The organism is Ruegeria sp. SAZD011, from assembly GCF_059612545.1.
On sequence record NZ_JBXWQU010000001.1, the window covers coordinates 63,032 to 81,133 of the forward strand.

Here is an 18,102-nt window from a genome sequence, read left to right on the forward strand (position 1 = left end):
ACGGCAATCCATGGGAGGAGACGCACAGATGGCCCGTTTTGAAAATCGTGTCGCGATTGTCACCGGGGCCGGATCGGGCATCGGGCGCGCCATGGCGCTGGCACTGGCCCGGGATGGCGCCAGCGTGGTCTGCACGGACATCGACCAAGATACTGTTCGGGAAACCGCAGATTTGGTCGGCGGGCCGACATCGAGCATGGTGCTGGACAGCGCGGACGAACAGGCGGTTCGGGAAGCGATCCAGAAAACCCGGCGAGATTTCGGGCGGCTGGACATCCTGATGAACAACGCAGGCGTAGGCGGAAAGGATTGGGAGACTACGACGGCAATCAACCTAGACGGTGTCTATTTCGGGTTGAGCCATGCCTGCCCGATCATGGCGGAGCAGGGCGGCGGAGCGATTGTGAACACATCCTCCATTGCCGGGCTGGGCGGACTGATGTGGGCCGAGGATTATCACGACAACACGCAGCTGACCGGGTCCCTCAGTGCCTATGTCGCAAGCAAACATGGCGTGGTCGGGTTGACCAGACAGTTCGCGCTGGCCTTCGCAAAGGCAGGTGTGCGGGTCAATGCGGTGTGCCCCGGTTATGTCGAAACCCCCATTATCTCGACGCTGCGCGGCACCGAAGGCATGGACTTTCTCAGATCGCTGCACCCGATGGGGCGTCTCGGGCAGCCAGATGAAGTTGCCGAAGTTGCAGCATTCCTGGCCAGCGACGCGGCGAGTTTTGTGACGGGCGCAGCAGTGCCGGTCGATGGCGGGTATACGGCGAGATAGGGCCAAGCCGCCACAGGTTTGGGTTCAGGGGAGTGGCACTATGGGACGTCTGTCCGGCAAGGTCGCGATCATAACTGGCGGGGCAGGTGTCATCGGGAAAGCGGCTGCGCGGCGGTTTGCAGCGGAAGGTGCTCGCGTACTTCTGGTCGATCTGGAAAGCGCTGCATTGCAAGCCGTTTGCAAGGACTTGGACTGCGAGAATGTCAGGTCCTTTGCTGCGGATGTGACCTCTGCCCGGGACAATGCAGCAATGGTGGCCGAAGCAATTCGTTGCTTTGACGGAGTGGACATCCTTCTGGCCAATGCCGGAACAGAGGGGGCCGTGGGGCCGATCGTCGATAGTGACGAGGCGCTCTTTGACCGGGTCATGGCGGTCAACGTGAAAGGGCCGTTTCTTGGGATGAAGGCAGTCCTTCCGACGATGGCCGCGCGCGGAGGAGGAAGCATCGTCATCACCTCAAGCGTCGCAGGCATTCGCGGATCGGCTCAGGTTGCCCCTTATTCCACGAGCAAACACGCGGTGATCGGTTTGATGAAATCTGCGGCCAAGGAGGTCGCGGCACAGAATATCCGCGTCAACACGGTAAATCCCGGCCCTGTGGCATCCCGAATGATGAGTAGTCTGGAAGAAGGGCTCGCTCCGGGGGCGGCTGAGCGCGCAAAATCCGTCATGCAGAGCAACATTCCGATCGGCCGCTATGCCACGCCCGAAGAGATCGCAAATGTCATGCTGTTCCTCGCCAGCGATGAGGCCGCGTTCGTCACAGGCGCGGTCTATTTGGCCGATGGCGGCATGATGGCGTAGCGCGCATGCGCTGCCGAATCCGGTCGTCCGGAATCCTTCGCCGCGATCAGCCTTTCAGGGTGTTGATCCCATCCGCTAAGCCATTCGCCAGAAGGCCGATGTCGTAGGAATAGGACACCATGGTGAACCCCCGATCCATCCATGCCCGCGCAATCTCGACGGTCGGTGCCATGCAGGCCGCGAATTTGCCGTGGCGCTGGCAGGCGGCCAGCATCGCATCAATAGCTTCGTTAATGCGCGGGCTGTCTGTTTGCCCGGGAATACCAAGCGAGAGGGACAAGTCGAACTGACCAAGATGCGCGCCGTCGATACCATCGACTGCCATGATCTCGTCGACGTTTGCGACCCCCCGCTCGGTTTCAATCATCGCCAAGACGATCGTGCGGTCCTCAGCGATCCGCATCTTCTCCGCGATATCGCCCCATGCATAATCGTCGTGGGCCCCGCCGAACATGGCGCCGCGTTGCCCCTTTGGCGGATAGCGCGTCCAGGACACGATGTCGCGCGCTTCCTCCGCAGACTCGACCATCGGCATCATCAATCCCATTGCGCCGAGGTCGAGCAGGCGCGACACGAACTGATACTGTTTGCCCGGCGGTCGAACGATCGGAACCAGGTCGAGGCCCCTCATGTAGGAAAACTGCCGCTTCATTTCGTCCAAATCGAAGCCGCTGTGCTCCATGTCATATAGCGCGAAATCAGCGCCCGCCGAGGCCAGGATCGCTGGAAGGCCCGGCGATGTCAGTTCGAAGATCATTGTCCCAAAGGCGTTCTCACCTCGTTGCAAGGCCTTTTTGACGGGATTGCTGCGCATCGACCGATCTCCAACTAGGCGGTTGCGAATTTGCTCAGGACGTCAGCCTCGCCGGGAATGATCGGAGAAAAGTCACGCGCGGCAAGATACTCCGGCCGCGCAAATGCAGTGCCCCGATTGTCGATCGTGCAAACGTTGAGGTAGAGGATTGTCCGGCGCAGGGGCGTGATGTTCACGGTCGAGCCATGCACAACATTCATGTTCATGAAGAGGATGGAACCTGCGGGCCCGGTGATGGCCTCCAACCCGTTTTCTTTCACCAGCCGATCAAGTGTCTCATGGGGAATGTCATACCGGTACTTGGCGGCAGCTCCGTGGTCCTCGGCGTTCTTGTTGACGCTCGCCTCCTGCACGATGCCTGCATGCTGGGTTCGGGGCACACACATCAGCGGAGCGTTGCAAGGCGTGCATTCGTCCAGCAGAATCGAGATCATCAGACCCTTGGGTTCGGGTACACCATCGACGCGATGATATGTGCCGAAGTCCTGGTGCCAGTCTACGATCGCGCCGCCCTTTTGCTTGATATTGACGCGGGACTGATGGACGTAGATCTGCTGATGGAGCAACTCTTCCGCAGCCCCCACAAGCTTCGGATGGTGGGCCAAAGCGGAGAAGCGTTCGTCGAGCGCGTGCATCCCGTAAACGACATGCGGCGACCCATCGGCTTCGCGCGAGACTTCGGGCCCGTCATGCTTGCCGAGGTCCTGCAAGGCGGATTCGAGAACAGCGAGTTCGTCCGCCGTGAGCATATTTTTGACAAGCACATAGCCTTTGTCTTCGTACTCAGCGATCTGTTCCTCTGTCAGGTACATTCGTCTACTCCTTGGTTCGGTTGCACGGGGCGAAGGCGATTAGGTGCCGTTGGGCAAGCGCTTGTTGGCGAGGGGACTGGCTCACGACGCAGGGCATCGCGCAGCCTTGTCCGAAGATCGAGAAATGCGCCCGTCTTATTGAGAGCCTGCGTCATCAAAAGTGCCGTCATGTGCGGACCGTCCATGAACTCTACGCCGACAGGGCAAGGCAGGATTGCTGATCCAAAACCTGCCTTATGAAACGCGTTCTAACAAACGACTGTTTGAAAATCAAGGACGAGGATCGGGGGCGCCGCACGCAGAGTGTTGGTTGAGGCAGTGTCAGGGACTTGTTCGTGGAAATCCGGTTGAGCAGGGCAAAGGGGCATGTCAGAGGAACTTGACTTGAGCCGAGCCGCGGGTGCTGTCAAAGCAAACCGGCTTGAGGCGGGCAGGGCGGTTTTGTAGCGTCCAGCCATGACCAAAAGATCCCCGTTTCGCTATTTCAAGACCAGCCCAGAGATCATCCGCTTGGCGGTCATGCTGTACATCCGGTTCCCGTTGTCGCTGCGGAACGTGGAAGACCTTCTGCACGAGCGCGGCATTGATGTGAGCCACGAAGCGGTGCGGTTCTGGTGGCACAGGTTCGGGCCGATGTTCGCCGCTGAAATCCGAAAGCGCAGGATTGCAGGGATGAAATCCAGCCGATGGTGCTGGCATCTCGACGAGATGTTCGTGAAGATCAATGGCGAACGCCACTACCTTTGGCGGGCTGTGGATCACGAGGGCGGGTGCTGTCAAAGCAAACCGACTTGAGGCAGGCACGCGGCCTCGCGCCGAGCATATGGCAACCCCATCTGGCGCGAACGCCCGGCGGCGACGCAGCATAGGCTTGATCGACCGTGTCGGCCCGCAGGTCCATGTCGGACAGACAGGCAGGAAACAGCCTGTGACAGGACAGAAGCGGACTGGGCGATCTCTTCATCGAAAAGCCGGGTTTCAGGTCAGGTTTGTCGGGCCGGGTGTGCGTTCAAGCATGCGTTCCCCATCGACAGGTCAAGGCTCTTCGCGAACCGCGCCTGCCAGTATCTGGCGTTAGACGCAGATCGGCATCGACGCGGAAATGCATTTGATTTTTTGCGCGCGGTAATAAATTGTTAAGTTTCCGAAAGTTTAAGAGGTCCGCGCAGATGAGCAAGCCCAAGATCCGGAACATGGAAGAGTTTGCTGCGCATAGCGGTGTCTCGCGACCCACGGCGTCGAAATATTTCGACGATCCGCAGAGCGTACGCCCCTCGACGCGTGAGAAGATCGAGAGGGCGCTGGAAACCTGCGACTACCGGCCCAACATTTTCGCCATTAACCAGAACCGGAAATTGACCAAGAATATTGGCATAGTGGTGCCCTATCTGGCGGATCCGTTCTTTGCGGAGATTGCGCGCCGGATCGAGACGCTTGTGATCGAAGCCGGGTTTCGCCCGATCCTTTTGTCATCCCATGGCGATCCGGCGCTTGAGGTCGGCAATCTCGACTCCCTGCGCTCGATCAAGCCGGCGGGCGTGCTGCTGGCACCATTGGGACGGGCCTCGGACAGGCGGGCGATCGAAGCCTTCTGCAAGAGTGTTCCGACCGTCAATTTCGACGCCAATATCGAGGGGGTGGGCGAGGCATTCATCGGTCACGACAATGCCCAGGCCACGAAGATCATGCTGGAGTACCTGACAAGGTCCGGAGAACCTCCGGTCTTTTTCGAGATGCGCACGCCGCCGAACCCGAACGCCAACAAGCGTCGCAATGCCTATATCGAGGGCATGGAACAGATGGGCCTGACGCCGCATATCATCCAGGCCGCAGGTGAGGGCTGGGATCTGGAAGAGATCGGGTATCAAGAAGGTCTGCGGGTGATCTCTGCGGGGCGGTTGGCCACAAACACGGTGTTTTGCAGCAATGATCGACTGGCCATAGGCTTCCTTGCCGCAGCCTATGAATTGAGGGTGAGCGTGGGCCGGGGGCCGGACTGTTCGCTGCGGGTGGCCGGTCACGACAACCACCCATTCTCTCGCTATACCTGCCCGACCTTGACGACGGTTTCGCACAACTATTCTGCAATCGCGACGACCAGCGTCGAGACGATCCTGTCCCTGATCGAATCGGGAGAACGGGGGTCTGCTCGCGAAACGAGGCTGTTCAACGGAGAGCTGATCATGCGCGCATCAGCGTAATGCCTTGATAAGAAAAGAAACCAATAAATTTACGCGCGTAAAAAATTAAATTGACGAGAGGCAATGTGATTTCTTATCGTGAGGCCATAAAACTCACGAGAGGGAGGACTCGTATGTATTTCCGAAACGCACTTGGTGCGGCGACGGCCATGTCGCTCTTGGCGACCAGCGGTGCATTTGCCGATACCATCACGATTGCGACCGTTAACAACGGCGACATGATCCGCATGCAGGGCTACACCGATGATTTCACGGCCAAGACCGGTCATGAGGTCGAATGGGTGACGTTGGAGGAAAACGTTCTGCGTCAGCGTGTTACCACCGACATCACCACCAAGGGTGGAGCGTTCGACATCATGACCATCGGTATGTACGAAACCCCGATCTGGGGTGCCAATGGCTGGCTGGTGCCGCTCGACGACCTGTCGGATGCCTATGATGTCAACGACATCCTGCCGGCGATGCGTGGCGGGCTCAGCCACGAGGGTACGCTCTACGCCGCGCCGTTCTACGGTGAAAGCTCGATGGTCATGTACCGCACCGACCTGATGGAAAAGGCCGGGCTGACGATGCCCGAGGCACCGACCTGGGATTTCATTCGCCAGGCGGCGATCGCGATGACCGACCGAGACAATGAGATCAACGGTGTCTGCCTGCGCGGCAAGGCCGGTTGGGGCGAAGGCGGCGCCTTTATCACGGTCACCGGGAACTCCTTTGGCGCGCGCTGGTTCGACGAGGACTGGAACGCCCAGTTCGATCAGCCGGAATGGGCCAATGCGCTCAACTTCTTTGTTGATCTGATGACCGAAGCCGGGCCTCCGGGATATGCCACCAACGGTTTCAACGAGAACCTGTCGCTGTTCCAGCAGGGCAAGTGCGGCATGTGGATCGACGCAACGGTGGCCGCCTCGTTCGTGACCAACCCCAAGGATTCGACGGTTGCCGACAAGGTCGGCTTTGCGCTGGCGCCCGATACCGGTATGGGCAAGCGGTCGAACTGGCTGTGGGCCTGGGCGCTGGCAGTGCCGGCGGGCACCCAGAAGGAAGCGGCGGCCAAGCAGTTCATCGAATGGGCGACCTCGAAGGAGTATATCGAACTGGTCGCGGCCAAGGAGGGCTGGGCCAACGTGCCACCGGGCGCGCGGACTTCGCTTTACGAGAACCCCGAATATCAGAAGGTTCCGTTTGCCAAGATGACGCTGGATTCGATCAACGCGGCCGACCCGACGAACCCGACGGTCAAACCGGTTCCCTATGTCGGTATCCAGTTCGTGGCGATCCCCGAATTTGCAGGAATCGCGACCGAGGTCAGCCAGGAGTTCTCGGCGGTTTATGCCGGACAGCAGACCGTGGAAGAGGCATTGGCCAAGGCGCAGGCCCTGACCAATGATGCGATGGAAGCCGCAGGCTATCGCTAGGCTCCCTCCCATGCCAGAGAGCGGTCTTGCCGCTCTCTGGCTTTCCCATCCCGGAAACTGAGGACCGGCGCCGGGCGTTTATGCGGCGCGCGTGAACACAGGAGATGTGTCAATGGCCACGCAGCATTCACGATCTGCCGCGCGCATCATGATGGCCCCCGCCGTGATCCTGCTTTTGGGCTGGATGCTGGTGCCACTGACGATGACGCTCTACTTTTCGTTCAAGAAATACCTGCCGTTACGCGGTGGTGACCTGGGCTGGGTCGGGTTCGAGAACTACGTGCGCTTCGTGACCTCCAGCGCGTTCTGGCCGGCGATTGCGACCACGCTGATCATCGTGGGCGGCGTTCTGGTGATCACCGTCTTTCTGGGGATCCTGCTGGCGATCCTGCTTGATCAACCGATGTGGGGACAGGGGGTCGTCCGTATTCTGGTCATTGCCCCCTTTTTCGTCATGCCGACCGTGTCGGGCCTGGTCTGGAAAAACATGTTCATGGACCCGGTGAACGGGTTCCTGGCCCATCTCTGGAAAGCCTTCGGTGCCGAGCCCGTGCAATGGCTCAGCCAGGCGTCGCTGCCCTCGCTCATCATGATCGTTTCCTGGCAATGGCTGCCCTTTGCCACGCTCATCCTGCTGACCGCGATCCAATCGCTGGACCGCGAGCAGGTCGAGGCGGCAGAGATGGACGGGGCGGGCTGGTTCAGCCGGTTCTGGTTCATCGTGCTGCCGCACCTCTCGCGCGCGATCACCATCGTGGTGTTGATCCAGACGATCTTTCTGTTGTCGATCTTTGCCGAGATCTTTGTCACCACCGCTGGCGCCTTTGGCACCAAGACGCTCACATACCTGATTTATCAGCGGGTTCTGGAAAGCCAGAATGTCGGACTGGGGTCTGCGGGCGGGGTCTATGCAATCATTCTGGCCAATATCGTTGCCTTCTTCCTGATGCGCATCGTCGGCAAGAATCTGGACGCGTGAGGAGAACGACAATGGCCCGCGCCGTCACAACCCGCCGCAAGGCACTGAATACCGCCATCGCCTGGACAGTTGGTCTGCTGATCTTCTTCCCGATCCTCTGGATCGTGGTCCTGTCCTTCAAGGCCGAGGGCGATGCCATCCGCACACCGCTCGAAGTGCTGACCTCTGCCTGGACGTTTGAAAGCTATGAGGTCGTGCAGGAACGGTCGGATTATTTCAAGCACTTCATGAATTCCGTGATCATCGCCCTGGGGTCGACGCTGCTTGGCGTGCTGATCGCGGTTCCGGCGGCGTGGTCGATGGCTTTCGTGCCCTCGAAGCGCACCAAGGACATCCTGATGTGGATGCTCTCGACCAAGATGCTGCCGGCGGTTGGCGTGCTCTATCCGATCTACCTGATGTTCATCAGGCTGGGCTTGCTCGATACGCGCACCGGGCTGGTGGTCGTTCTGATGCTGATCAACCTGCCGATCATCGTGTGGATGCTCTACACGTATTTCCGCGAGATCCCCGGCGAGATCCTGGAAGCCGCCCGGATGGACGGCGCCGGTCTGCGCGAGGAACTTCTCTATGTCCTGACCCCGATGGCGGTGCCCGGAATAGCCTCGACCGTTCTTCTGAACGTGATCCTGGCCTGGAACGAGGCGTTCTGGACACTCAACCTGACGGCGGCCAAGGCTGCGCCGCTGACTGCCTTCATCGCAAGCTATTCCAGCCCCGAAGGCCTGTTCTACTCCAAGCTCAGCGCGGCGTCGGTCATGGCTATCGCGCCGATCCTGGTGATGGGCTGGTTCAGCCAGAAACAACTCGTCCGCGGCCTGACATTCGGCGCAGTGAAATAAGGACTGACACGATGGGACAAATCGAAATGAAGCGGGTCGCCAAGACGTTTGGAGACATCGAAGTCATCCCGCCGCTGGACCTGACAATCAACGATGGAGAATTCGTGGTCTTTGTCGGCCCGTCGGGCTGTGGCAAGTCAACGCTCCTGCGGCTGATCGCGGGGCTGGAGGATGTGAGCAGCGGGCAGATGCTGATCGACGGACAGGATGCCACGTCGATGCCCCCGGCCAAGCGGAGACTGGCCATGGTGTTCCAGTCCTATGCGCTCTACCCGCATATGTCGGTACGCAAGAACATCGCCTTTCCGCTGCGCATGGCCGGGCTGGACAAGGCCGAACAGGACCGGCGCGTGGCGCAGGCCGCCGAGGTTCTGAACCTGACCGATTATCTGGACCGGCGTCCGGGGCAACTCTCTGGCGGTCAACGCCAGCGCGTGGCCATCGGACGCGCCATTGTGCGCGAACCGGCGGCGTTCCTGTTCGACGAGCCGCTGTCGAACCTCGACGCGGCGCTGCGCGTGGGGATGCGGCTGGAAATCAGCGAATTGCACAAGCGTCTGGCGACAACGATGATCTATGTGACCCATGATCAGGTCGAGGCAATGACAATGGCCGACAAGATCGTGGTGCTTCAGGCCGGAGTGATCGAACAGGTCGGCAGCCCGCTGGAGCTGTACCGTACCCCGCGCAACACCTTTGTCGCCGGTTTCATCGGCTCTCCGAAAATGAACCTTCTGGACGGGCCCGAGGCACAGAAACTGGGCGCGCATACCATCGGTATCCGGCCCGAACATGTCGCGATCTCGGATAGCGACGGGGCGTGGGCCGGTACGGTCGGCGTGTCCGAGCATCTGGGGTCGGACACGTTCTTTCACGTCAAATGCGATGCGTTTCCCGAACCGCTGACCGTGCGGGCCAGCGGTGAAAGGGAATTGTCCTATGGCGCGCGTGTCTTCCTGACCCCCGATCCGGCGCATCTGCACCGGTTCGACGACAAGGGGTTGCGCCTGGAATGAAACGACTCGCCGGAAAAACCGCCCTGATCACCGGGGCCGCACGCGGTATCGGGCTGGAATTCGCCCGCGCTTATGTCGCCGAAGGCGCGCAGGTCGCGCTCTGCGATATCGACATTGTCCGCGCCCGGAGCGCGGCAGAGGAGATAGGCCCGGCAGCGCTGGCGGTGGACATGGATGTGACCCGGCAAGAGAGCATCGACAAGGCCATCGCCAAAATCGTCGCCCATTTCGGCCCCATCGACATTCTGGTCAACAATGCCGCGATCTTCAGCGCGGCTCCGTTCGTCGAAATCGACCGCGCCGATTATGCCCGCGTGTTCGATATCAACGTCGCCGGTACTCTGTTCACGCTGCAAGCGGTGGCGCGGCACATGATCGAAACCGGCACGCGGGGCAAGATCATCAACATGGCCTCGCAGGCCGGGCGGCGCGGCGAACCCCTGGTTGCCGTCTATTGCGCCTCCAAGGCGGCGGTGATCAGCCTGACGCAATCTGCGGGGCTGAACCTTGTCCGGCACGGCATCAACGTGAACGCCATCGCGCCGGGCGTCGTTGCGGGCGAACATTGGGACGGGGTCGACGCGTTCTTTGCCCGCTACGAGAACAAGCCGTTGGGACAGAAGAAAAAGGAAGTGGCCGAGGCCGTCCCGATCGGGCGCATGGCCGATGCCTCGGATTTGACCGGAATGGCCGTGTTTCTTGCCAGCGGCGAGTCCGACTATGTCGTCGCGCAGACCTTCGGCGTTGACGGCGGGAACTGGATGAGCTGATGTCCCCGCTTTTTTCTGAAAAACCTGCCCCGGTCAAACTGAGTAATTCCACTCTGACGGCGCTGCCGCAAGACGTCCTGAAACCGGTCTACGACAGGTCGACGCTCAGGCCGGGTATCTTGCATATCGGCGTCGGCAACTTCCATCGCGCCCACCAGGCCTGGTACCTGCATCGTTTGATGCAGATCGGTTTGGCCCGCGACTGGGCGATCGTCGGTGCCGGCATGCGCAGTTATGACGAGGAGCAGCGCCGGAAACTGGCGGGTCAGGATTACCTGACGACCCTGATCGAGCTTACCCCGTCGGGACGCGCGGTCGAGGTCATCGGATCCATGATCGACTATGTCCCGGTCACGCCGGGCAACGGGCCGCTGATCGCGTATATGTCGCGTCCCGAGATCCGGATCGTCTCGCTGACCGTGACCGAGGGGGGCTACTATCTCGATCCGGTGACGCGGGCGCTGGATACCGCGCACCCCGATATCCGGCACGATGCGGCGTATCCCGAGCAGCCTCGGACGGCTTTTGGCGCAATGGTGGCTGCGCTGAGGCGACGGCGGCAGGACGGGACCGGCCCGTTTTCGGGTCTGTGTTGCGACAACCTGCAGGGCAACGGTACCATCCTTCGCCACGTGGTCGTTTCACTGGCCCGCCTGTCCGATCCTGAGCTGGCGACCTGGATCGACGCGCATTGCAGCTTTCCCAACTCGATGGTCGATTGCATCGTTCCCGCTACCGGCCCAAAGGAAATGGAACTGGCGCGGGTCCATGGCATCGATGACGCGGTCCCGGTGACGCACGAGGATTTCCGCCAATGGGTGATCGAGGATGCGTTCTGCGCGGGTCGACCCGAATGGGACAAGGCCGGAGCAGTCTTTGCCGACGACGTGCATGCCTATGAGGCGATGAAGATCCGGATCCTGAACGGCGGGCATCAGATCGTCGCCAATCCGGGTGAAATTCTGTCACTTCCCACGATCGCGGACTGTATGGCGCATGAGCGGATCAGGGCCTTGTTCCGCAAGGTCGCGCGAGAGGAGATCGCACCGCATGTGGCACCGGTTCCTGGAATGGCGCCGGGCGCCTATGCCGATCTGATTGAACGCCGGTTCTCGAACCGCAGCATCGTGGACACCACGCGGCGGGTTGCTTTCGACGGGTCCTCGCGGCATCCGGGTTTTGTAATCCCGTCGATCCGTGCGGGCCTTGCCGCGGGCATCAGTGTCGAGGGGCTGGCTCTGGTCGAGGCGATCTGGGCGCGCATGTGCGAGGGCACCCGCGAGGATGGCACCCGGATCGATCCCAACGACCCGTTCTGGGACCGGTTGCAGGCGGCAGCGATGGCGGCCCGGCACGACCCCTCGGCGTGGCTTGCACAGGCGCCCATCTATGGGGATCTGTCAGAGGCGTCCGGGTTCGCCGATGCATTCGGCAGGTGGTTGGTCCAGATCTGGCAAGAGGGTGTTGAGGCCGCGATAGCCGACTATCTGGCGCGGTGAGCGGAGGGACGATTGCGAATGATACTCTGCTGCGGAGAAGCGCTTGTCGACATGATCCCCAAGGCGGTGGCTTCGGGTGAGGTCGGCTTTGTTCCCCATGCCGGCGGCGCCGTTTTCAACACTGCCATCGCGCTGGGCCGGCTCGGCGCTCGGGTTGGCCTGCTGACCGGTCTGTCATCCGACCTGTTTGGCAGGCAGTTGTCGGAAAGCCTTGCGGCGTCGCATGTCGATGCGTCCCGCGTGATTCTGAGTGACAGACCCACCACGCTGGCGTTCGTTCAGCTATGCGGCGGGCAGGCGCGCTATAGCTTCTTTGACGAAAATTCCGCGGGGCGCATGTTGACGGTCGACGATATGCCCGACCTGTCCGCCGAGGTTTCGACGCTGTTCTTCGGTGGGATCAGTCTGGCCTGCGAACCGGGGGCCAGCGCCTATGCCGCTCTGCTCGAAAGAGAGAGCGGACGACGCGTGATCATGCTGGACCCGAATATTCGGCCGGATTTCATCGCGGATGCAGATGCTTACCGGGCGCGGATCGTGCGTCTGATTGCCCGGGCCGATATCGTGAAGCTGTCCGACGAAGACCTGGACTGGATCGTCGAGGCACCGGACTCGCTGTCAGAGAAGGCTCGGACCCTGCTGGACACGGGACCGGCGTTGATCATTGTCACCAGGGGTGGAGCCGGGGCGACAGGGGTCCTGCGGGGCGGACACGAGGTGCATGTCCCGGCCTGCGAAACAAGGGTCGTCGACACTGTCGGTGCCGGCGACACGTTCAATGCGGGTGTGCTGGCGCATCTGGCAGAGCGCGGGTGCCTGAGCCCGGACGGCATCGCCTTGTTGGGACCCGACGAGGTGGAAAGGGCGATGCAATTCGGGGCACGCGCCGCCGCCGTCACGGTCTCGCGTGCCGGTGCCAACCCGCCCTGGGTCGACGAACTCTGATGTGTGCGATGCGAAAGATCACGAGAAAAGAGCTGATCGACGAGATCAATGCACGCAGCGTCGGGCAAGGCCGTTTTCTGGTCGCCATCGCCGGCCCGCCGGGGTCGGGAAAGTCGACACTTTGCGCAGAGCTGGCGGCCTGTCTGGACCAACCGGCGGCAGTGGTGCCCATGGACGGGTATCACCTGGAAAACGATGTCCTCGCGAAATCCGGACTTTTGCATCGCAAGGGGGCGCCGGAGACGTTCGATGCGGATGGTTTCGTCGCGCTTGTTCGCAATTTGCGCCTAGGCACCAGCGTTTCCTACCCCTTGTTCGACCGGGATGCCGATCGATGTATTGCCGATGCGGCCAGGGTCGAGGCCGACACAAAAGTCGCACTGATCGAAGGGAACTACCTGCTCATAAATACCGCGCCATGGTCCGAGCTTGCGGATCTGTTCGATCTGACGGTCAGGCTGGAGGTCGCGCGCGATGAACTGGAGGCGCGTCTGACACAGCGCTGGCTGGATCAGGGGATGCCGTTCGATGCGGCGCGGGCTCGGGCGATCGGGAACGATCTGGTGAATGCGGATAGGGTCGATGCAAACTCGCGCGACCCCGATCTTGTTCTGAATGCCGGGGGCGGGGTGGCGGCAAGATAGGGTCGAACAGCCGCCTTTGGCCTTCTGTCGGGCAGGGTGGCAGGACCCAGTCCCGCAGAGGTGAGTGCGGTCCCGGAATCGAACGCGCGGGGTTCGGCGCTGCGGGTGGTTATCAGGCCACCACTGGCAGAGCAGAGGCCCGGTATTCCAGATACAGGCTGCGTTCGAGAACCGGGTCGCGCAGTTGCATGCGATAGTCCGAAGCGGGCCGCACCCCGCCAATGGCGCCAAGCGTGCCGCAGAGCATGGCGCCGCCGGTATCGAACCCCGATTGCGCGACCAGATCGCCAAGCGGGCGGATCATGGCCAGCGTCCCCTCCTGATAGAGCGTCCACTCACCGTTTTCACGGATTTCACAACTCAGGATCAGCCGATCCAGATGAGGCGCGACCGTGTCGAACCGCCAGAGCATCGGCGAGACCGGTTTCGGGCAGGCCTGTTTCGAGGCTGCCACCGAGACGGTTTCAAGCTGGCGGTCCGTGTGGTCCGATCCAAGCCCGAGCCAAAGGGTGCCATCGAGATTGACCAGCAATGGCTCGACCTCGCCCGAGGTGTCGGGCCCCAGTACCTCGATCCTCGGGGCCTGCACCAGCAGCGACTGCGACACCCGGTAGAAGAGCGGCACCTGCGATGGCGGCGCGACACCGAGCGCCGCCAGCTCTTCGATATGATGGCGGACCGCGCCGATGTCGCGTCCGGTCCATCCGGCGACGACCAGATGCTCGATCCTTGCCTCGATCTCGCGTCCTTCCGCAACAAACCGCATCAGGCCTTACCCCCCAAGCACGGATGGCAGGAACAGCGCGATTGCGGGAAAGGCAATCAGCAGCGCCACCATGATCAGCATGGCGATCACGTAGGGGATCGTCCCCAGCATGACCTCGCTCATTTTGCCCGACTTCCGGGCTCCCTGAACCACATAGAGGTTCAGGCCGACCGGCGGTGTGATCAGCGCCATCTCGATCAGCACGATCATCAGGATGCCGAACCAGATCGGGTCATACCCTTGCGCCACCACCAGCGGTACGATGATCGGGATCGTCACCACCATCAGCGACAGTGTCTCGATGAAGAAACCCAGCACGATATAGATCAGCACCACCACCAGGATCGTGCCCAGGGGCGACAGGCCCAGCCCGTCGAGGAAGGTCTCCAGCTCGCGCCCGAGCCCGGCCGAGGCCAGTGTGAAATTGAGGAACGAGGCGCCAATGACGACCAGCATGATCATCGAGGTTATCTTGACGGTGCCAAGGATGGCTTCGACGAAGATCGCCCTGGACACGTTTCCGAAGAACGCGGCGATTGTCACCGCACCGGCAACGCCGACCGCGGCGGCCTCTGTCGGGGTTGCCCAGCCCTTGTAGATGGTTCCGATGATGATGGTGAACAGCAGCACGATGGGCAGCAGTTGCAGCAGGGCCCGCAGCATCTCGGCCAGCGGAAACACCCGGCGGGTGCCGCCCAGCGAGGGGCGGATCAGGCAGATGATCACGGTGATCGCCATGAAACCCAGCGCCAGCGCCAGACCGGGAACGAGGCCCGCCAGGAACAGACGCGGTATCGAGGTCTGGGTCAGGAACCCGTAGACGATCAGGTTGATCGAGGGCGGGATCATGATCCCGAGCGTGCCGCCGGCCGCAATTGCGCCCGAAAAGAGCTTGGGGTCATAGCCCAGTTTCTCGGCCTGGGGCATCGCGACCGTGGCGACCGTGGCGGCGGTGGCAACCGACGACCCGGAGGTGGCTGAGAACATCGTGGCGGTGGCGACATTGGCGTGCACCAATCCGCCGGGCAACCAGCTGACCCAGCGGTCGAGCGCGGCATAGGTGCGTGTTGCGATCCCCGACCGGACCAGGATTTCGCCCAGCAGCACAAAGAAGGGGATCGCGATCAGGGTCGCGTTGTTCGAGGTCGACCAGACCAGGTTGCCCAATCCGCGGATAAGGGGAAACGGGCTAAAGAACGCATCGACCCCGAAACCGAGAAGAAAGAGCACGATGCCGACCGGGATCGACAGGGCGAGCAGCCCGAGCAGTCCGATTGTCACATAGCCGATCATTTCAGCGCCGCCTCCTCGCCGAAACAGCCGATGGCTGCCTCCGAGGCTTCGAACCTGCCTTTCAGCACAAGCAGCAGAGCCGCCGCAAGCGTCGCCCAGGCAACGATGGCAAACCAGACCCAACCGGCGAACCATGGCACCTGCACCAGTGCCAGCGGGGTTTCCAGCGGCGTGTTCGCACGCGAGGAATTGGCCAGGGACCGGGCCAGCACCGGCCAGCATTTGACCGCGATCAGGGTGACGGTGCCCGCCATCATGATCATCGCGAACAGGTCGAACAGCGACCGGCCGATCTGTCCCGTGCGCCCGCGCAGAAGGTCGATGCGGACGTGACCAAGTTCGAGAAGCGTGAAGGCCATTCCCCAAGAGGTGGCAATGGCCATCACGTAGCCCGAGATTTCATCGGTGCCGCCGAAGGAGGAGCCAAGGCGCCTGAGCAGGACGTCGAGAAGGACGACACCGGCACAGGCCATCAGGACACATCCGGTCAAGATCGCTATTCGGCGATTCCAGCTGCGCAGTTTCTCCAGCACGATCTCTTCCATCTGCTCCTCCCTGACGGTGCCGATCAGTTCCCGATGGTCACACCGACGGTTGCGCCAACCGACGCGTTCCAGCGTTCGGCCCAGTCGCCACCGGCGCGCCCGGCCCAGTCAGGCAGAACCTCACCCACCAACACTTCGCGGGCGCGGGCGAAATCGGCCTCCGAGACCTCGACCAGTTTCATGCCGCGCGCGTCGCCGGCGGGGCAGTCGCCATTGCCGGTCAGGCAGGCGATGTCATTGACCAGCGCACCCTGCGCGCTGGCCCAGGCCGGGGCCTCGAAATCCGACGCGACCTTGGACGCGATCAGCGCCTGGGTGTCGGCATCGAGGCTGTTCCACTTGTCCAGGTTCATCGCGGTCACGACGCTGTCCCAGCCACCCAGCGGGATCGGCAGCAGATGGGTCGAGACCTCCCACCAGCCCGCCGAATAGCCCGAGCCGGCGCCGGTCACGGCGCAGTCCACGGTACCCTTCTGCAATGCACCGGGTACCTCGCCAAAGCTGACATTGACGCCCTCGGCGCCCAGCGCTTCGAGGAACTTGGCGGTCATCCGGCCCGAGGCACGGACCTTGAGCCCCTTGAGATCGTCCAGCCCGGCGATCTCGGCATTGCAGAACACCACTTGCGGCGGATAGGGGGCGATGGCCAGAACATGCGAATTGAACCGGTCGTGGAAAATGTCGGTCACCATCGGCCGGGCCGCATCGACCATGGCGCGGGCCTCGTCTGCGGTCAGCGCCAGCAACGGCACGTCCAGCCCTTCGAGCTCGGGCGCATCGGCAACGGCATAGTCGGCCACCGTCATCGCCACGTCATAGACGCCGTCACCAAGCAGGCGGAAAACGTCGCCGACGCCAAGATTCATCTGGTTGTGGGTGGTCAGATTGACAGTGATCTTGCCGCCCGAGGCAGCGGGCAGGGCCTCGCCCCAGAACGGGGCTTCGTATTGCTTGTGAAGCGGCAGGCTGGACCAGCTGCCGACGACGGAAAGATCCTCGGCCATGGCGGGGGCGGCCAGCGCCGTCGTGGCGGCCAGAATGGTGGTGATACGCTTCATCTTCGTTCTCCTCGTTGGACGTTATGTCTTGTCATTGGTGAATGTAAGGACCGGGGCTTCGGCGTCCTCGGCCACGTCGGTGATCAGCATGTGTCCCGGCTTGTGGGTAATGCAGAGCGGCAGTCTGGCGGCTTCGATCGCGACCTGCGGGGTCACGCCACAGGCCCAGAAGACCGGCACCTCGCCGGGGCCGATGGGCGAAGGGTCGCCCCAGTCCGGGGCGGACAGGTCGGCGATGCCGAGACCGGCCGGGTCGCCCCAATAGACCGGCGCACCATGGGCCAGCGGAAAGCGGCGCGAAATCTCGATGGCTTCGCTGACGCGGCTTTCGGGGATGGCGCGCATCGACACCACCATCTTGCCGGAAAAGGGACCCGCCGGCACCGTTTCGACATTCGATCGAAACATCGGCACCGTCTTGTCGTTGTCGATATGCCAGACAGGTATCCCGGCCCGCATCAACGCATGTTCGAAGGTGAATGAACACCCCAGAGCAAACACCACCAGATCGTCCCGCCAGATGTCGGATATGTCGCTGGCAGAGCCTGCAAGCTTTCCGTCACGGTAGATATTATAGGCCGGAACGTCGGTCCGGATGTCGATGTCGCGGCCCAGGGTGAACATCATCGGGTTGCCGGTGTCGGAAACTCCGGTCAACGGGCAGGGCTTGGGGTTGCGTTGACAGAACCGCATGAAGTCAAGCGCATAGGCCTCGGGCATGATTGCCAGGTTGGCTTGCAAGTGGCCCTGGCCCAGCCCCGCCGTGTGCGACCGGTAAGCGCCGGACCGGATCGCGGCGCGCTGTTCGTCCAATGTGCTGTTTTTCAGCTTCTGGTATGTTTCGCTCACGCGGGCCCCTCCATCGAGATGAAGCGAGGGTCGCCGGTTAGCTCTATAAACTCAAATCGAAACAT

At 61.8% G+C, this 18,102-nt stretch carries 18 protein-coding genes and 1 pseudogene; 12 read left to right on the forward strand and 7 right to left on the reverse strand.

From position 1 onward, the window contains the following. Positions 1-28: 28 nt before the first annotated feature. A complete protein-coding gene (locus tag AC2FLM_RS00325) occupies positions 29-781 on the forward strand; it encodes an SDR family NAD(P)-dependent oxidoreductase (protein ID WP_496854655.1) in 753 nt (250 codons plus the stop codon). Positions 782-821: 40 nt separating this feature from the next. Next, positions 822-1,586, forward strand: coding sequence for an SDR family NAD(P)-dependent oxidoreductase (locus tag AC2FLM_RS00330; RefSeq protein WP_496854657.1), 765 nt, complete (start codon positions 822-824; stop codon positions 1,584-1,586). 46 nt (positions 1,587-1,632) lie between these two features. On the opposite strand, the gene AC2FLM_RS00335 is transcribed toward AC2FLM_RS00330, so the two are convergent. Continuing rightward, positions 1,633-2,400, reverse strand: a complete 768-nt coding sequence (locus AC2FLM_RS00335) for an HpcH/HpaI aldolase family protein (RefSeq protein WP_496854659.1) — start codon at positions 2,398-2,400, stop codon at positions 1,633-1,635. 14 nt (positions 2,401-2,414) lie between these two features. Next, the gene (locus AC2FLM_RS00340; RefSeq protein ID WP_263390445.1) at positions 2,415-3,212 is read right to left on the reverse strand and encodes a phytanoyl-CoA dioxygenase family protein; all 798 of its coding nucleotides are present in this window, start codon (positions 3,210-3,212) and stop codon (positions 2,415-2,417) included. Between the two features lie 456 nt (positions 3,213-3,668). Between AC2FLM_RS00340 and AC2FLM_RS00345 the strand changes: the two are divergent. From AC2FLM_RS00345 to AC2FLM_RS00390, 10 genes and pseudogenes are all read left to right on the forward strand, one after another. Beyond that, positions 3,669-3,980: pseudogene (locus tag AC2FLM_RS00345) on the forward strand (IS6 family transposase); the annotation flags it as partial. A gap of 401 nt (positions 3,981-4,381) precedes the next feature. Next, positions 4,382-5,413: a LacI family DNA-binding transcriptional regulator gene (locus AC2FLM_RS00350; RefSeq protein ID WP_496854661.1), complete on the forward strand. Its 1,032-nt coding sequence runs from the start codon at positions 4,382-4,384 to the stop codon at positions 5,411-5,413. Between the two features lie 113 nt (positions 5,414-5,526). Next, a complete protein-coding gene (locus tag AC2FLM_RS00355) occupies positions 5,527-6,831 on the forward strand; it encodes an ABC transporter substrate-binding protein (RefSeq protein WP_496854663.1) in 1,305 nt (434 codons plus the stop codon). Positions 6,832-6,943: 112 nt separating this feature from the next. After that, entirely contained in the window at positions 6,944-7,810 is an 867-nt protein-coding gene (locus AC2FLM_RS00360; RefSeq protein WP_234221484.1) for a carbohydrate ABC transporter permease, read from the forward strand. An 11-nt stretch (positions 7,811-7,821) separates the two neighbouring features. Next, positions 7,822-8,652, forward strand: a complete 831-nt coding sequence (locus tag AC2FLM_RS00365) for a carbohydrate ABC transporter permease (RefSeq protein WP_234169487.1) — start codon at positions 7,822-7,824, stop codon at positions 8,650-8,652. Between the two features lie 11 nt (positions 8,653-8,663). Continuing rightward, a complete protein-coding gene (locus tag AC2FLM_RS00370; protein WP_496854665.1) occupies positions 8,664-9,668 on the forward strand; it encodes an ABC transporter ATP-binding protein in 1,005 nt (334 codons plus the stop codon). Beyond that, the gene (locus AC2FLM_RS00375; RefSeq protein ID WP_496854667.1) at positions 9,665-10,438 is read left to right on the forward strand and encodes an L-iditol 2-dehydrogenase; all 774 of its coding nucleotides are present in this window, start codon (positions 9,665-9,667) and stop codon (positions 10,436-10,438) included. The genes AC2FLM_RS00370 and AC2FLM_RS00375 overlap by 4 nt, the downstream gene beginning before the upstream one ends. Beyond that, on the forward strand, positions 10,438-11,937 hold the full coding sequence (locus AC2FLM_RS00380; RefSeq protein WP_496854669.1) for a mannitol dehydrogenase family protein: 1,500 nt from the start codon (positions 10,438-10,440) through the stop codon (positions 11,935-11,937). Before AC2FLM_RS00375 ends, AC2FLM_RS00380 begins: the two co-directional genes overlap by 1 nt. 18 nt (positions 11,938-11,955) lie before the next feature. Beyond that, positions 11,956-12,882 carry a carbohydrate kinase family protein gene (locus AC2FLM_RS00385; protein ID WP_496854671.1) on the forward strand — a complete coding sequence of 309 codons (927 nt, stop codon included), beginning with the start codon at positions 11,956-11,958 and terminating at the stop codon, positions 12,880-12,882. 8 nt (positions 12,883-12,890) lie between these two features. After that, complete coding sequence (locus AC2FLM_RS00390; RefSeq protein WP_496854673.1) at positions 12,891-13,526, forward strand: nucleoside/nucleotide kinase family protein; 636 nt, start codon at positions 12,891-12,893, stop codon at positions 13,524-13,526. 112 nt (positions 13,527-13,638) lie between these two features. Here AC2FLM_RS00390 and AC2FLM_RS00395 read toward each other — a convergent pair whose 3' ends face one another. Genes AC2FLM_RS00395 through AC2FLM_RS00415 form a run of 5 tightly spaced genes read right to left on the reverse strand, consistent with a single transcriptional unit; the run spans position 13,639 to position 18,037 of the window. Beyond that, on the reverse strand, positions 13,639-14,292 hold the full coding sequence (locus AC2FLM_RS00395; protein WP_496854675.1) for a DUF2848 domain-containing protein: 654 nt from the start codon (positions 14,290-14,292) through the stop codon (positions 13,639-13,641). 6 nt (positions 14,293-14,298) lie between these two features. Beyond that, a complete protein-coding gene (locus tag AC2FLM_RS00400) occupies positions 14,299-15,585 on the reverse strand; it encodes a TRAP transporter large permease (RefSeq protein ID WP_234143536.1) in 1,287 nt (428 codons plus the stop codon). Further along, positions 15,582-16,130 (reverse strand): TRAP transporter small permease subunit, encoded by a 549-nt coding sequence (locus tag AC2FLM_RS00405; RefSeq protein ID WP_234137558.1) that lies wholly within the window; start codon positions 16,128-16,130, stop codon positions 15,582-15,584. The genes AC2FLM_RS00400 and AC2FLM_RS00405 overlap by 4 nt, the downstream gene beginning before the upstream one ends. A 23-nt stretch (positions 16,131-16,153) precedes the next feature. Then, on the reverse strand, positions 16,154-17,188 hold the full coding sequence (locus AC2FLM_RS00410) for a TRAP transporter substrate-binding protein (RefSeq protein WP_234221491.1): 1,035 nt from the start codon (positions 17,186-17,188) through the stop codon (positions 16,154-16,156). 21 nt (positions 17,189-17,209) lie between these two features. Beyond that, a complete protein-coding gene (locus AC2FLM_RS00415) occupies positions 17,210-18,037 on the reverse strand; it encodes a putative hydro-lyase (protein ID WP_234221492.1) in 828 nt (275 codons plus the stop codon). Between the last annotated feature and the right edge of the window lie 65 nt (positions 18,038-18,102).